At 46.7% G+C, this 18,227-nt stretch carries 1 protein-coding gene (running past one end of the window); it reads right to left on the reverse strand.

Annotation, left to right across the window (positions count from 1 at the left end):
- Window positions 1–18,227, reverse strand: the 3' portion of a protein-coding gene (locus A2536_02850) for a hypothetical protein (protein OGF47695.1). The gene runs 9,817 nt beyond the window's last position; the window shows 18,227 of its 28,044 coding nt (coding positions 9,818–28,044); the start codon falls outside the window, past its right edge — the gene reads right to left on this strand; the stop codon is at window positions 1–3.

The following is an 18,227-nucleotide window of genomic DNA, read 5'->3' on the forward strand; positions in this document are numbered from 1 at the left end:
TTACTGTATCTGCAGTGCGTACACTTTTCCGTCAGTTGAAGTAAATGTAATATTTGTATACTCTCCAAACCCGTCATCCCAGCCGCCAAGAACTGGCATTGCTTTCACGGCAGCGCCGGTAGTCACAGGCCAGCCGCTTCTGAGAATACCGTCAGAGGCAGAGATACAATAACACCTTCCGTCATCACTTCCGAAATAAACCCACCCGTTATAAACGATAGGTGAAGATTTTATCGCCCCGGCGGTTGTAAACTCCCATATCGGTGTTCCGGTTTCACCGTTAATCTTGTACATCTTTCCGTTATTTGCGCCGAAATAAAGCGCTTTTGGAGACTCCCAGGCCCAATAAAACGGAACCGTTTCAATGGCGCTGCCTATATTATAATTACCGTCTTCCTGACCACCACGATTCTTCCACCCGTCAGGGATTAACGTAAGATTTACGGAAGAGCGGCAATACATCTTTCCATCAGTTGAGGGTATGAAGAGATTATTTGAGGCTCCAAATTGGTATCCGCCGTCAATAAACGGAGAGGACTTTATGCTTGAACCGGTAGTCAGCGTACTCAAGACCTGTCCGTTTACCGTGTTTACTCTGTATAAAGAACCCCCTTCAGAGCCTATCCAGCAGGAGCTTACACCCGGAGTAAACTCATCAACAGCTGCCGAGCCGGTCAGATTCCCGGAAATCGCCGTGCTGGTATCCCAAATAACACTTCCGGTAGCATCGTCTATTTTGAAAAGTTTACCGTTCGCGGCCCCGATATAAATACTTCCGCCGGTCATAATCGGCTCTGCCTTTACAACCGCGCCAAGATTAATCGTCCACCCTCCGGTTGTCGTTCCGGAAGTACCCTGATCTTTTATCTTATAGATGTAGCCCGCGTCATTAGCGATATAAATGAAGGTATTACCGTTTTCCATGGTAACCTGCGGGGCAGAACTAATAGCGCCTGTTGTTTCAAAAGGCACCGTCCATTTAGCGCTCCCGTCATTATTCAGAGCATACAGTTTTCCCGCGGAGGAACCCATAAACAGGCCCTGCTCTGTGTCCCTGTTGATTGCGACAGGACTCGTAATCTGTTCGTTAACCGCCGTTGCTACAGTAGCAGGATATTGCGAGTCAACAGGAGGCGGCGCGGGAGCAAACACCGTAACACCGGTCGAAGAAACAGGGGCTGAAGCAGCCGTAGCCTGCGTAACATCATAATAAGCATCCCTCAAGTAAATATCAGCATCCACAATTGCTTTAAAAGAATTCGGCGAAGCCGCACCGGCATTTGTGGTAAGTTCAGCAACTACAAAATACACTGCGCTTGTTCCTTTCTGTATCGTTGCTTCACTTCCGTCAGGAAGAGGCACATTCATTGTCAAAACTCCGCTTCCGTCAAGGGATATGGAACTGTTCTGAACCGCGGCAAGAACATCCGTATCAAAAGCGGGTTCATAACTTCCGGCAACGCCCGTATTCGCGTTGTCCCTGAATATACTGACGCTCTCAAACAACCCCTGCGCCCCGGCAGTAGAAAGGAGAGTTCCGCCTCCATCCGTGAATTTAACATTTACCGATGTCAGTTCTATATTATTCCCCCACGCAGGGCTGGTACTCGTCACCGTAATTTTAAGGAGCGCGATCTTTTCGCTGTTATTCGCACTTCCGTTAACGGGAGCGGTATCAGAAACAACTCCGGTGGGTATTGAAGCATCATAGGTTATGGCGCTGTTTACAACCTGAGCCGGCGCGCCGTCAGCCGTATCGCTATTGAGTATTAACTTATACGTCGCACCGTCAACTATCTTATTTCCTTCTATATCGGTGATTACCGCGCCGGAAACTGTCACTGTTTGCGGAGCTGTTACCGCAGTATTAAAACCAAGATCAGAAAGCCTGAACACATGAGGAGATTTAGTATCCGTATTTCCGCCGGTCTTGACAAACCATAAAGTATCATTAACCCCGTCGGAAGAATTCTCGCCCAGAGTGATACTTATTTTAAAATTCCTTGAAATATTTATGGTTGGAGAGCCAAAAGTATTCGCCAAAACCTGAGTTCCCGCACTATTTCGCCGCCCTTCTGTCGGTGTCGCGAAACTTCCAAAGTCACTGTTATCAACATTTGTATCAACCCCGTTTCTGCCCAGAGTATTCGGAGCAGAAAGACCGCCCGCAGCAGAATTCGCATATAGAACCAGTGTTCCTGTATAATCATAATAGACAGAAGGCGTTCCGGACTGCCAGGTCGCCCTGTCTTCCACCTGGCCCGAAGCATTTTCGAGAGCAACAAAATCCGCCGATGAGGTAAGGCCGTTCGTTGTTCCAAAGGAGTTCTCATATGTAAAGCTGTTTGCCCCGGTATCCGTACTGCTGTTATCCACCGCGGCAAAAGAACCCGCGTCTATATTTCTGGTAAAAGTAAAATGTTTCCTGTAGGGATTATTTCCGGAAACGGACTGAGAACCTCTTAATATGTATCCGGCAAGCGTCACCGCCGTGCCTCCTGTATTATTTAACTCAATAAATTCATCCGCAAGCTGATGATATGAGATCTCATTTATTTTCACGGTACCGGTGACCGCATTAAGCGCGTTTTGAGTCGGCGTCGGATCTTTCTCAAGATAATTACTGCCGTCAGAGATTCTTGCAAAAGAAATATCTGATGCGCCTGCAGTAAAGGCGGGCCACTGCACTACATCAATCTGAGTATTTGAATTATCTTTAAGTTTCACGTATCTAATATTATTCCCGTCCAAATTCGACGAAACGCCGAGTGTAAGTACACTGCCGTTTGTGACGGTAACTCCGGCACTTCCTGTCCACACCGCTACATCCGTTCCGGGGCTTGCTATAGTTCCGCTGTTATAAACCAGAGTCCAGCCGCTCAAACCGACATCACTGCCGGTGTCATTATAAAGTTCAACCCAGTCCGCGCCTGCTGAAGCTCCGAGCGAATAAACCTCATTAATATGTATATTACCCGTCTGCGGCAAGCAGGACGGATTGTTTGAAAGAGCAGAATAATTATTGGCCTTATCTTTTGTTTTAATTGCAAAATAATAGGTTACTCCGGGTGTTAAACCCGACAGATATCTTGTCTCCTCTGCGGCGGCTGTTACCGGCACCCAGGTATTCGGGTAATCTGTTGCATTTTCAAAATCAGTATCATTGGCAATCGGACTTGTCGAATATCTCACTATATACGACCCTGCTGTATTGTCCGCAGAAACCCCGTTATCTCCGGGAGCAGTCCAGGTAAGTTTTACCTGTCCCCGGGACACTCCCGGCACCGCGGTAAGATTTGTCGTATTTGAAGGAGCCACCGTGTCTTTTCTTATATAGAAAGCATCCGTAGTCAAAGTGGTCAAGCCCGCATTGTCATACCCTCTTGCCGATACGTAGTTTGTTCCTTCTGCCAGAGCCGACCAGGCAACAGTCCAGTTTGTCGTGTAAGTCGAGGCATTTATTGACGAAGCAATATTTGTCCAGGCCACAAGATTTGTCCCTGTCATTCCGGTGGCAGAATAAACCGTATACTGAACATTATTAAGCAGAGAGGTTGCATCCGAAAAATCAACATTATAGGAGGTACCTGCAGCGTTTCGCCAGGCTGTATCACCGGACTGATTATTGGTAATCACCGGAGCCACGGTATCTTTTTTTACATAAAACTTATCGGCTTCAATAACGTTATTGCCCGCACCGTCTACTATTTTAACGGAAATATTATTTACACCCTCCTGTAAAGCCGTCCAGACTGCGGAAGGAAGAGCCCAATCGGTTGTATAACTGTTATTATTTATTCCGGATACCGCATTTGTCCAGTCAGAAAGAAGCGAACCTGTCATGCCGGTTCCTGAATACACTTTCACCTGGTTGTAAGCTAAAAGCGAACCACCTGCATCCGAGAAATCCACATTATAGGTGCCATTATTTGAAGTTCTCCACGTATCATCCCCTGCCTGATTATCGGTCATACCCGGCGGATTCGTATCATGCATATCCAGACACATATTCGCGCATCTGTATAAAGAATCTGAAGCTCCGGCATTATGTACAGTCCCGCCGGTCCAGGCAGAGCCCGTCCAATTCCTGGAAGCAATGGTTGCTGATTCATCTATACCAACAGCCGTCATCTTGTTCTGATTCGGATCCGGCTCAAGCTGAACCCAGCGTATATGGTTAGACCAGTCATAAGTATCTTTCGGTGCCGCAGCCGGAGTAGCAGACCAGCCGCCCGCAGAAGTCCACGTAATATAACTAAGTTTTGTTGAAGTAAAATCCACGGCAACCGCAACTGCTTTGCCGCTGCTTTTTTCAAAAGCAACATCAGCTCTAAATCCGTCAGACGGTTCCATCGTAGTATCCGCCGCAGGAAGCGCGCCCCACGCAGCGCCGGTCCAGACGCAGACATCCCATCTTGAAGAACCCGAGAGTGAAGCAAAAGCAATATTGTTTGAGGACGACGCCGTATCAGAAGCAATTCTTATCCAGTTAGCCGTCGACGCAATGTTAGGCCCAGTTCCCTGAGACGCAAGCCATATCGAACCGTTCCACTGATCATACGTTGTTCCTGTACCGGCACCCCAGATTACCATACATTTACCCGAGGTATTTTCCCAGGCAATATCAAAGCATTGTTTACTGTTAACCGCGGCCGCAGTCGAAAGGGTTTTACCGTTACCCCATACAGAACCGCTCCATCTTAAAGCATAAATATCGGAATTAGCATCCAGAGTCGCAAGCATTATTTCCGCAGTTCCGCTTCTTTGTTTCAATCTCACCCAGTAAACTATACCTGTAGTCCCGGCATCATACGTAGTTTCATTCGTCCAGGAGGTACCGTCCCAAATCCTGTAAGCTATCTCATTTGAAGCCGCACCGGTAGAGTAAACCACCATACATCTTCCCGTTGTCTGTTCATACGCAATATCAAAACCTCTATAAATGCTGTTATTTGAGCCGATGCCCGAGACATTCCATTGAGTCTGCCAGGAGTTTGTCAAACCGTCATATTTTAAGACAGACATAGTGCCGCCGCTGGAAAGAACCCCTGCCATTTTCTCATTCCTGAAAACAGGGCAGGGTTTTGTAATCACCCATCTTATGGTAGCCGTAGCCGCCGTAGCAGTCTGCTCGCTGCCCCATGCCGACCCGCTCCAGAGTTCATACTTTGGATTTGTTAAACTTCCCGAGCCGTAAATGATAACCCCTGCCGCCGCACCGGGAGCTCCGGAAACCGCTGAAGGGGAATTGCCGTAGGTTCCTGTATTTGGGACTTCATCATAAGCTCTTATTGCAAAATAATACGTAGTACTCGGAGTTAAACCCGAAACCGTCCTGTTTTCTGTAACCCCGGCATTAACCGGTGTCCAGGATTGACTATAGGTAGTCGCCGCATTCCAGGTTGCCAGATTCGTCACAGGAGTGGGTGCATATTTAACAGTGTACCCTCCGTTCGGCGGAGCCTGCAAGTTAATGCCTGTCCCATTGTCCCCGGGCGCAGTCCAGGAAAGATTTACCTCTCCCGCATAATCTCCGGTAACCGCAGACAGGCTTGTTATCTCTGACGGCGCAGTAACATCAGCACCGGTAGTTCCCGAATTACCCGTAAGATTTGAAACACCTCCCAAACTTCCCGCTTTATCAACCGGTTTTATAGCAACGTAATACAAAGAGTTTGCATTAAGTCCCGTTATACTCCTCGTTTCCGTACTTCCTCCCGCAACAAAACTTGCCCAGGAGTGAGTATAAGTAGAAGCCGCATTAAAGTCCACATCAGTCCCCGAAAAGTTCCCCTGCGCGGAGGTTTTATATTTTACCGAATAATTGCTGACAGTTCCCGAAGCAGCATCATCCCCCGGAGCTTTCCAGGAGAGATTTAAAATACCTTCCGCTCCCGTAGAAACCGAAAGATTAGTGATAGCCGACGGCGCTGTTGTGTCCTTGTTTATATAGAAGACATCATTTTGCGATACGGCATTTGTCAGATTATCGTAAGCTCTGACAGAAACATAATTAACACCCTCCTGCAGTGCCGCAAAATCCACCGTAAAGTTAGTCGTGTAAGTAGCGGCATTCAGTCCGGTTGCGATATCCGTCCAGTCCTTTCTGATGCTTCCCGTCTGCCCCGTCGCAGTTGTTACTTTATACTGCACATTGTTCAGAAGAGAACCGTTGTCGGTGAAATCTACATCATAAAGTGTCCCGGCCGCATTCCTCCAGGCCGTATCCCCTGTCTGGTTATTGGTAATTGTCGGTCCCTGGGTATCTTTTTTTACATAGAACACGTCGTTTTGCTGTTTCGTATTTCCGGAGTTATCGTAAACCCGGACCGAGACATAATTCGTACCTTCGGACAAAGCGGTGAAATCCACAGTCCAGTTTGTCGCATAAGACCCGGCATTTATTCCCGAGGCAATATTCGTCCAGGCTTTAATAGTCGAACCGGTAAGGCCGGTTCCGGAATATACGGTATACTGCGCGTAAGAGAGCTGTGAACCGCCGGCATCAGTGAAATCAACATCGTATACGGTTCCCGCAGCACTCCGCCAGGTATTATCACCGGCCTGATTATTGGTAACTACCGGTAAAGTAGAGTCTTTCCTTACATAAAACACATCGTCAGAAGTAATAACTCCGCCTGCATTATCATAAGCTCTGACGGAAACGTAATTACTCCCGTCAGCAAGCACGTTATAATCAACACTCCAGTCTGTCGCATACGAAGAAGCATTTATTCCGGTCGCAATATTGGTCCAGTCCTTTATAAGGGTGCCTGTTTTTCCTGTCGCCGAGTACACCGCATACTGCGCATACGAAAGGTTGGAGTTCCCCGTATCAGAGAAATCTACATTATACACAGTCCCGGCAGTATTTCTCCAGGTATTATCACCTGTCTGATTATTGGTAAAAGAAGGCGCTAGCGCATCTTTCTTGACATAGAAAGCATCCGTAAGAACAGTTGAAGAAGTCTGATTATCGGAGATCCGTACAGAGACATAATTTGTCCCGTTTTGAAGGGCAGCAAAATCCACCTGCCAGTCGGTCGTATATGTCGAAGCGTTTATTCCGGAAGCAATCGCTGTCCAATTTTTAAGCTGACTGCCTGAAAGTCCCGTACCGGAGTAGACCGCATACTCCGCGTTATTCAGCAGGGAATTTGTATCCGTGAAATCGATATTATATACGGTCCCTGAAGCAGATCTCCAGGTATCATCACCCGTCTGATTATTCGTGATAACCGGCCCTGACGTGTCTTTTTTGACGTAAAACACATCGTTTGTCTGCGCAGTATTTAACGCATTATCGTATACTCTTACCGACACATAATTTGTTCCCTGCTGTAAAGAGGCAAAGTCCACCTGCCAGTCGGTGGTATAAGAAGCAGCATCTATAGAAGAGGCAACCGTTGTCCAATCTTTTATCATTGTACCCGCAAGCCCGGCATTTGAATAGACCGTGTATTGGAAATATGAAAGATTTGATTCTCCGAGATCGCTGAAATTAATATTGTATGTTGTACCTGAAGAAGATCTCCAGGTGTCGTCGCCCGCCTGACTGTCCGTTATCTCAGGCACAAGAACGTCCTTTTTGATATAGAACACGTCGTTTGTTACCGAAGCATTACTCAGATTATCGTAAGCCCTGACCGAGACATAAGTGAAACCATCCGAAAGAGCACCAAAGTCTATCGTAAAATTCGTAGTGTACGTAGACGCGTTTATTGAAGCTGAAATATTAGTCCAATCCTTAAGTACTACACCTGTCTGCCCTGTAGCGCTTGTGATTTTGTATTGTATGTTATTTAGAAGAGAACCGGCGTCGGAGAAATCAACATTATAAAGTGTACCCGCCGCTTTTCTCCACGTATCATCACCCGTCTGATTATTGGTTATAACCGGTCCGGCGGTATCTTTTTTAACATAGAAAACGTCCGTCGCTCCCGTGGAACTACCGGCATTATCATAAGCCCGGACTGAAACATAATTGAAACCCTGAAGAAGAACCGCGTAATCCACCTGCCAGTCTGTAGTATAAGTAGCTGCATTTATTCCGGTGGCAATATTTGTCCAGTCTTTCACCAGAGACCCGCTCAAACCCGTACCGGAATACACTCTGTACTGGGCATAAGAGAGATTGGAGTTTCCCGTATCGGTAAAGTCAACATTGTAGGCGGTGCCGGATGCCGCTCTCCAGGTGTTATCCCCCGTCTGATTATTCGTTACACCCGGTACGGTTACATCCTTTTTAACATAGAACGCGTCAGAAACAGTAACGCTGCTGCCGGCATTATCAACGGCCTTTACCGAGATATAGTTTGTTCCTTCCTGTAAAGCGGAGAAATCCACGCTCCAATCTGTTGTATAAGAATTGGAATTAATTCCTGCCGCGATACTTGTCCAGTCCTTAAGCACAGAACCTGTCATACCTGTCGCGGAGTAAATCTTATACTGGACAAAGCTTAACCCGGAATTCCCGGCATCAGTGAAATCCACATTATATACCGTGCCCGCGGCACTTCTCCAGGTATCATCACCCGTCTGGTTATTCGTCACACCCGGCACGGTCACATCTTTCTTTACATAGAAAGCATCCTGCTGGTTCTCGGTATTACCGGCGTTATCATAAACCCGCACTGAAACATAATTAGAACCTTCAAGAAGTGCTGCATAATCCACCTGCCAGTCAGTCGTATAAGAAGCCGCGTTTATACCGGCTGCAATAGTTGTCCAATCCTTAACAAGCGACCCGGTCGAGCCCGCACCGGAATACACTCTGTACTCGGCATAAGAAAGATTGGAGTTACCGGAATCCGTAAAGTTGACATTATAGACCGTACCCGCCTCGTTCCTCCAGGTATCATCCCCCGCCTGCTGGTTTGCTATCTGCGGATTGGTCACATCCTTCTTAATATAGAACGCATCCGTAAGCGAAGAAGTATTTCCGACATAATCATAAGCCCGTACCGAGACGTAGTTAGTACCTTCCTGGAGCACGGAGAAATCAACAACCCAATTTGAATTGTAAGCAGTGGCATTGATTCCGGCCGCGATATTGGTCCAGTCTTTAAGACTCGACCCCGTCTGCCCCGTTGCCGTCCAGACGGAATACTGGAGATTATTTATTAGAGAAGAACTATCGGAAATATCGACATCATAAGCCGTCCCGGATTGCTTCCTCCAGGAATCGTCCCCAGCTTGATTATTTGTTATTACAGGACCCTGCGTGTCTTTTTTAACATAGAAAGCGTCGGTAACTACCGTACTATTCGTATTATTATCATAAACCCTAACCGAAACATAATTAGTCCCCTCGGAAAGAGAAGCATAGTCCACCTGCCAGTCCGTCGTATAGGAAGAAGCGTTTATTCCCGTCACAATATTGGTCCAGGTTTTTACAAGAGATCCGGTCAAACCCGTCGCCGAGTATACCGCGTACTGCGCATTGTTTAACAGCGAGCCGTTATCAGTAAAATCGACATTATAAGCGGTTCCTGAACTTCCTCTCCACGTATCGTCCCCCGTTTGATTATTGGTAATCCCCGGATTTATGGTATCTTTTTTCACATAGAAAGCATCGTTTGCCTGAACCTGATTTCCCGCATTATCGTAAGCCCTGACTGAGACATAATTTGTCCCCTCGGAAAGAGAAGCAAAATCCACCTGCCAGTCGGTTGTATAGGAAGACACATTAATACCGGAGGCAATTGTTGTCCAGTTTTTTATCTGCGAACCGGTTAAGCCCGTACCTGAATACACGGCATACTCCGCATAAGAAAGATTACTTCCCCCGGCATCCGTAAAATCCACGTTATATGCCGTTCCGGAAGCAGATCTCCAGGAATCATCCCCTGTTTGATTATTGGTGACCCCGGGAACCGCTCCGTCTTTTTTCACATAGAAAACATCCTGAGAGGTAATTGAATTACCCGCTGAATCATAAGCGCGCACCGAGACATAATTTGTACCCTGCTGCAGAGCGGTAAAATCAACGGTCCAATCCGTGGTATAGGACGAGGAGTTTATCCCCGAGGCGATATTCGTCCAATCCTTAAGCTGTGAGCCTGTCTGTCCTGTTGCGGAATAGACTGAGTACTGTACAGAACTGAGCGTCGAACCGGAATCGGAGAAATCGACATTGTACGCTGTGCCGGCAGAACCTCTCCAGGTATTATCCCCCGCCTGGTTATTGGTAACGCCGGGATTTACGGTGTCTTTTTTTACATAAAACACGTCATCGGTTACGGTATTATTGGAAGCTACATCATATATCCGGACGGAAATGTAATTAACCCCTTCCCCGAGAGCGTTCCAGACCCCGGCAGGCAGTGTCCAGTCAGAATAATAACTCGTACTATTAATAGAAGTTGCGATATTGGTCCAGTCGGCATAAACCGATCCGCCCTGATTCGGCGCGCTTGTTGCTTTTACCTGGAAGTAGGAGAGGTTAACTCCGCTGCCGCTTAAGAAATCAATATTATAACTTCCGGTGTTGGTTTTTCTCCACGTATCGTCGCCTGTCTGGTTGTCAACTACAGACGGAAGCCCGATAGCTTTTTTAATATAGAACAAATCATTCGACTGTGCAGAGTTTCCGGCGTTATCATAAACACGCACCGAAACATAATTATTCACACCCTGTTCGAGCGCTCCGAAATTAACCTGCCAGTCATCCGTGTACGTTGAAGCATTTACACCTGTTGCTATATCCGTCCATGGAATTACATTAGTACCCTGAAGTCCCGTTCCGTTATAAACGGCATATTGCATATAAGAGATAAGACTATTTCCGGTGTCCGAGAAATCAATATTGTAAACAGTTCCGGGCGCGCTTCTCACGGTATCATCTCCCGTCTGGTTATCGGTAATAGACGGAGCAGAAGTATCCTTCTTAACATAGAAAGCGTCGACAACTTCGGCAGTATAGCCCGTATTATCGTATACTCTCACAGAAACATAATTTATCCCGTTCTGCAAAGCACTGAAATTAACCTGCCAGTCGGTTGTATATGAAGAAGAATTTATATTCGTTGCAATAGTGGTCCAGGTAACCAGATTACTTCCCGTTTTTCCGGTTGCGGAATAAACGGCATACTCTGAGTAAGAAAGACCTGACTGGTTATCGCTGAAGTCGACATTATAAGTAGTGCCCGCCTGTTTTCTCCAGGTATCATCCCCGAGTTGATTATTCGCAACTCCCGGATTTGTCGTATCCTTTTTGATATAGAAAGCGTCGGTCGTACCCGTGTAGTTGCTTTTATTATCATAAGCCCGCACCGAGACGTAATTCGTCCCCTGTTGGAGAGCCGTGAAATCAACAGTCCAGTCGGCAGTATAGGCAGCGGCGTTAATACCGGCAGCAATATCCGTCCAATCTTTAAGCACCGAACCTGTCTGGCCGGTTGCGGAACAAACCTTGTACTGAGTATTATTAAGCAGGGAGAAGTTATCGATAAAATCAACATTATAGGTTGTTCCGGCTGCAGTCCGCCAGGAAGTATCCCCGGTTTGATTATTGGTAATTACCGGACCGGCTGTATCTTTCTTCACATAAAAAGCATCGGCAAGAGTTACTGAGCTGCCCGCGCTGTCAAACGCTCTTACGGAAATATAATTTACCCCTTCATAAAGCGAGGCAAAATCCGTCTGCCAGTCCGTGGAATAAGAAGAGGCGTTAATATTTGTAGAAATCGTCGTCCAGGTTTTCACCTGCACCCCGGTCAGGCCCGTTGCAGTGTAAACAGTATATTCTGCATATGAAAGATCACTCCCTCCCGCATCGGAGAAATCAACATTATATAAAGTACCGGAAGCACTTCTCCAGGTGTTATCTCCTGCTTGATTATTAGTATAAGAAGGCACTGTAATATCTTTTTTCACATAGAATACATCGTTAGAATAATCCGTAAGACCGGCGTTATCGTAAACTCTTACAGAAACATAATTAGCACCTTCGGCGAGAGCGGTAAAATCTATTGCCCAATCGGAAGTATATGAATTTGAATTAATTCCTGAAGCAATATTAGTCCAGTCCTTTAAGACCGATCCCGTCTGACCGGTGGCCGAACAAATCTTGTACTGCACATTGTTCAAAAGACTGGAGCCTGAATCTGTAAAATCAACATTATAGAGCGTTCCCGCGGTACTTCTCCACGTATTATCCCCGAGTTGATTATTTGACACAGCCGGCTTAGATACATCTTTTTTTACATAGAAAACATCGCTCGTTGCTGCTGTACTGCCGGCATAATCATAAACTCTGACAGAAACATAATTTGTCCCCTGCTGCAGGGAAGCAAAATCCAGCGACCAGTCAGAAGTATAAGAATTAGAATTTATCCCGCTTGCCAGAGTTGTCCAGACCTTCAGATTCGAACCTGTTTGCCCGGTGGCGGTCCAGACGGAATATTCGGCGTAAGAAAGTTTCGACCCGCCCGCGTCCGTAAAATCGACATCATACATTTTTCCGGCAGAACTCTGCCAGGCATTATCCCCTGCCTGGTTATTTACTGCAGCCGGAACAGACGTATCCTTATTAATATAAAAGACATCGTCGGATATAACAGAATTCCCGGCGTTATCAAATACCCGTACCGAGACATAGTTAGTGCCGTTAAGAAGCGAAGAGAACGCCGCGCTCCAGTCCGTTGTATATGAATCCGCATTAATACTGGTGGCAACCGTTGTCCAATCAATAACCTGTGTCCCTGTCCTTCCCGTCGCGGAATATACCGAATACTCGACGTAAGAAAGGTTAGAATTTCCGCTGTCGGTAAAATCAACATTGTACGTTGTTCCGGAAACATTTCTCCAGGCAGCATCCCCGGTCTGATTATTGGTAACACCGGGAGTGGTTGTGTCTTTTTTTATGTAGAAGGCATCATTCAAGGAAGCGGTATTTCCTGCTTTATCATAAACCCGGACCGAGATGTAATTACTTCCCTGCTGCAGCGCGGTAAAGTCCACACTCCAGTTTGCCGTGTATGAATTTAAGTTTATCCCTGAAGCAATATTAGTCCAATCCTTAAGCTGTGAACCCGTAAGTCCTGTGCCGGAATAAACAGCATACTGGGCATTTTCAAGAAGCGCAGTGGTATCCGAGAAATCAACATTATATGTCATCCCGGCAGTATTCCTCCAGGTGTCATCACCAAGCTGGCTGTTTGAAACAACAGGATTAGCCGTATCCTTTTTCACGTAGAAAGCATCCTGCAGCGTCGTAGTGATTCCGGCATTATCTGTTACCTTTACGGAGATATAATTTATACCTTCCTGTAAAGAAGTAAAATCAACCGTCCAGTCGATTGAATACGAAGATGCGTTAATAGAAGCAGCAATCGCTGTCCAGTTTTTCAACATACTGCCGGTCTGTCCGGTTCCGGAATAAACGGAATAGGAAGCGGTATTAAGGAGCGAGCCGCCTGCATCCGAGAAATCAACATTGTACGCCGTACCCGCCGCAATTCTCCAGGTATTATCCCCCGTTTGATTATTTGTTATAACCGGGACCTGTGTGGCTTTCTTTACATAAAAAGCATCCGGTAACGAGTTGGTATTACCGGCATTATCGTATACTCTTACAGAAACGTAATTTGTGCCCTGCGCGAGAGTGTTAAAATCCACCGTCCAGTCAGTTGTATAGGAAGAAGAATTTATACTTGAAGCAATATCCGTCCAACCTATAATAGTTGACCCGGTCATACCGGTAGAGCTGTAAACCGAGTACTGCGCGTTCGCTAAAAGCGAATTTCCGGTATCGGCAAAATCTACATTATAAGTCGTACCTGCTGCAGTCCTCCAGGTATTATCCCCCGTCTGGTTATTTGTAAAGGTCGGATTTGCAGTATCTTTCTTTATATAGAAAGCATCGGTCAGCGACACGGTATTTCCGGAGTTATCATAGACCCGGACCGAAACATAATTACTCCCCTGCTGTAAGGAAGCAAAATCCACCTGCCAGTTAGAGGTGTAAGTACCGGCGTTTATTCCCGTCGCAATATTAGTCCAGGTAATCACGGTAGCTCCTGTCTGACCTGTCGCCGAGTAAACAATATATTGAGCAGAAGACAGTAACGAGGTCGAGTCATTAAAGTCAATATCATAGGAAGTTCCCGCTGCAGTCCTCCAGGTATTATCTCCCAGCTGATTATTTACAATACCGGGGTTGCCCGTATCTTTTTTTATGTAAAATACATCATTAGAAGAACCCGTATTACCCGCATTATCGTAAACCCTGACCGACACGTAATTAGTTCCCTGCTGCAAGGCGGTAAAATCAACCTGCCAGTCAGAGGTGTAGGTAAGAGTACTCATATTGGTGGCAATGCTTGTCCAGGTTTTTAATTGTGAACCGGTCTGTCCCGTTCCTGACCAGACGGAATACTCTGCGTAATTTAACAATGAATTTCCTGAATCCGTAAAGTCAACATTATACGCCGTACCGGAAGCAGTCCGCCACGTATTATCTCCAGCCTGATTATTTGCCACAGCCGGCGCCTGCGTATCTTTTTTGACATAGAAAACATCATTCGTCGTTGTAATAATTCCCGCATAATCCGCTGCCTTGACCGAGACATAGTTCGTACCCTGCGCCAGTGCGGCAAAATCCACCTGCCAGTCAGCAGTGTAAGCAGAAGCATTAATACCCGAGGCAATATTCGTCCAGGTAACAATGGTGGTACCGGTCTGCCCGGTTCCCGAAAACACAATATATTGGACCGTATTCAAAAGCGAAGTCGTATCCGAGAAATCGACATTGTAGGACGTCCCCGCTGAAGTTCTCCAGGTATTATCCCCTGTTTGATTATTAGTTAGGACAGGACTGCTTGTATCTTTCTTAACGTAGAAAACATCAGCCGACTCAGCAGTGTTCCCGACACCGTCGTATACTCTGACCGAGACGTAATTTATCCCCTGCTGCATCGCGGTCCATACCCCGGCAGGCAGAGCCCAGTTGGCAGTATAAGAACTTCCGGCGATCCCGCTTGCAGCCGTACTCCAGTCGGCAAGCATTGTACCTGTTTGACCGGTAGAAGACCAGACCTTCACCTGAAAATACGAAAGTAAAGAGCCGCCGGCATCGGAGAAATCAACATTATAACTTCCATTATTGGAAGTGCGCCACGTATTATCCACAGCCTGATTATTAATTATTGAAGGAGGCGTAATATCATGTTTATCAAAAGCCACTCCGAAACATTCGTATGCCGCGTCCGAAGCTGCAGTATTATGCGCGGTACCTCCGACCCAGGCTGAACCCGTCCAGTTACGCGATTTTATATTTCCGTTCGTATCAAGACCCACAAGGGTCATTTTATTAGTATTGGGGTCAGAGTATAGAGACATAATACGAAGGACTGACGGCCAGATATACGTATCCTTGGGCGCCACCGACGGCGTAGTTGACCAGCCGCCGGAAGTCCAGGTAATATAACTGAACTGCGTGGCAGAAGCATCGACAGCTACAAAAACTGCTTTTCCGGAATCTTTTTCCCATGCAACATCCGCACACCTGTAAGTACTTGCTGCCATAGTAGAATCTTCAGCAGGTAAAGCACCCCAAGCACTGCCGTTCCAGATACAAGTATTCCAGTCAGCAGAGCCGTCATGACTTGCAAAAGCTATATTATTTGAACCCGGTTTTGTATCAGCAGCCAGACGCACCCAGTTAAGCGTCGAAGCAGTATCAGGCGCTGCGCCTTGGACGGCCAGCCAGCTGTTCCCGTTCCAATAATCATACATAGGAGTGTTGCCATCGCCAAAAACTATCATACAATTTCCCGAAGTTGTCTCCCAGGCAATATCATAACACTGCCTTGTTGCAATAGAAGCGGAAGCAGTCAGAGTTTTTCCGTTTGCAAACGAAGAACCATTCCAGATCATTGCATAAATATCGGAATTCGCATCCAAAGTTGCAAGCGCAAGTGTTTCCGCGCCCGTCTTCGGCTCTAATCTTACCCACCGTACAATTCCGGTAGTAGCCAGTTCAACCGTAGTTTCATTAGCCCAAACACTTCCGTTCCAAACTCTACAGCCTATTTCATTCGTTGTTGTCCCCTTCGAGTAAACGACAACACAATCACCGGTACTCCGCTCATAAGCAACATCAAAACCCCTGTAAATATTATTCACAGAACCTATACCCGTGTTTGTAAACTCCGTCGTCCACGTGGAGGTTTGCCCGTTCCAGCGCAGTATTGACAAAGTCCCGTCGGAAGAAAGAACCCCTGCTATCTTTTCATTTCTGACCACGGGGCAGGATTTAACCGCAACCCATCTTATACTTCCGGTAGCGTTGGAGGCATTCAACTGAGGATCCCAGGCGGAGCCCGTCCAGTTCATATACCTCGGGGCAGCATTTGTACTATCGCCGTACATTATAACTCCCGCAGCCGCGCCGGGCATTCCGGAAGTAGCCGAGCTCGAATTTGAAAGGCCCGAAGTATTCGGCACTTCATCATAAGCTTTAACGGCGAAATAATAAGTTGTATTTGAAAGAGGCATGCTCAAAACCCTGCTCTCTCCCGTTCCTGCCGGCTCCGGTACAAAGTTCTGGGCATAAGTTGTCGCATTACCCCAGTCCGTATCATTGTTTATCTGGCCTGAAACAGAATATTTAATTGTATACCCCCCGTTTGCCGGAGATTGAAGGTTACCCGAACTTCCGTTATCACCGGGCGTAGTCCAGGTCAGAATAACCTGTCCCGGATAATCGCCTGTTACCGCATTCAGATTGGTTATAGCAGAAGGTGCAGTCGTATCAGATCCAGTAAGAGCAAAATTACCCGTAAGATTTGATATTGCTCCATAATTGCCTGCTTTGTCATATGCTTTTATGGCAACGTAATAGGTCAATGCAGGAGTTAGTCCAGTTAACACATGATTTTCCGAAGAGCCGGCGCTTGAAGCTCCCCAGGACTGGCTGTAAGCTGCCGCTGAATTAAAATCATTATCAGTTCCGGTAAAATTACCGGAGGTCTTAAGTTTTACCAGATAACCGGAAGGAGTTCCGCTTGCCCCGTCATCCCCCGGCGCAGTCCAGGAAACATTTATTTCTCCTTCAAGGCCGGTAGAAGCTGCAAAATTGGTGACAGAAGCAGGAGCCGTGGAATCTTTTTTTACGTAAAAAACATCATTGAGTGACGAGTTGTTTCCGATAAGGTCATACGCCCGGACAGAAACATAATTTGTCCCTTGCAAAAGAGAGGCAAAATCAAGTGTCCAATCAGAGGTATAGGAAGAGGCGTTGATTCCGGACGCAATATCCGTCCAGTCCTTTAAGACTGAACCCGTCTGACCTGTTGCCGAGCAAACTTTGTACTGAACATAGGAGAGGAGTGCCCCGGAGTCGGAAAAATCCACATTGTATGTTGTTCCTGCAGAAGCTCTCCAGGTATCATCTCCGGATTGATTATTGGTAATGGACGGAGCAGCAGTATCCTTTTTTATATAGAACGCATCGGTTAAACTCTGAGAATTCCCGGCGTTATCGGTAACTTTTACCGTTATATAATTGACACCCTGTTGTAACGCGCTCCAAGTCGAGGCATCCAAGCCCCAGTTGGAAGTATATGAAGAGACATTCAACCCGCTAAGCTGGATGGTCCAGTCCTTCATCAGGCTCCCTGTCTGCCCGGTACCGCTGTAAACTTTCGTTTCAACCTGAGAAAGAAGCGCTCCACCGGTATCCGACAGATCAAGATCATAAACTCCGTCATTTATACTTCTCCAGGTGTTATCCCCTGTCTGGTTATTAGTAATAGAAGGATTAGTACTGTCTTTTTTTACATAAAACACATCTTCCGATATTAAGCTCCCGCCCGCATTGTCAGTTATCCGTACTGAGACATAGTTAGAACCCTGAGAAAGAGAGGTAAAATCAACGGCCCAGTCGGTAGTATAAGAAGAAGCATTTATACCTGAAGCAACAGCCGTCCAGTCCTTATTCATTATCCCGGTTCTGCCGGTAGCCGTCCAAACCGAGTATTCGGCGGCTGCAAGTAATGAACCGCCGGCATCAGAGAAATCAACATTGTAAACCGTACCCGCCGCGCTTCTCCAGGTATTATCACCCGCCTGATTATTTGTAACGGAAGGAACCGTGACATCTTTTTTTACATAGAACGCATCCGTAAGCGTTTCCGGATTCCCCGCATTATCATAAACACGGACGGAGACATAGTTCGTCCCGGAAGAAAGAGAAGCAAAATCGACAGACCAATCCACCGTGT

It is taken from the genome of Candidatus Firestonebacteria bacterium RIFOXYD2_FULL_39_29 (assembly GCA_001778375.1).
In the GTDB taxonomy this organism is placed as follows: domain Bacteria; phylum Oederibacteriota; class D2-FULL-39-29; order D2-FULL-39-29; family D2-FULL-39-29; genus D2-FULL-39-29.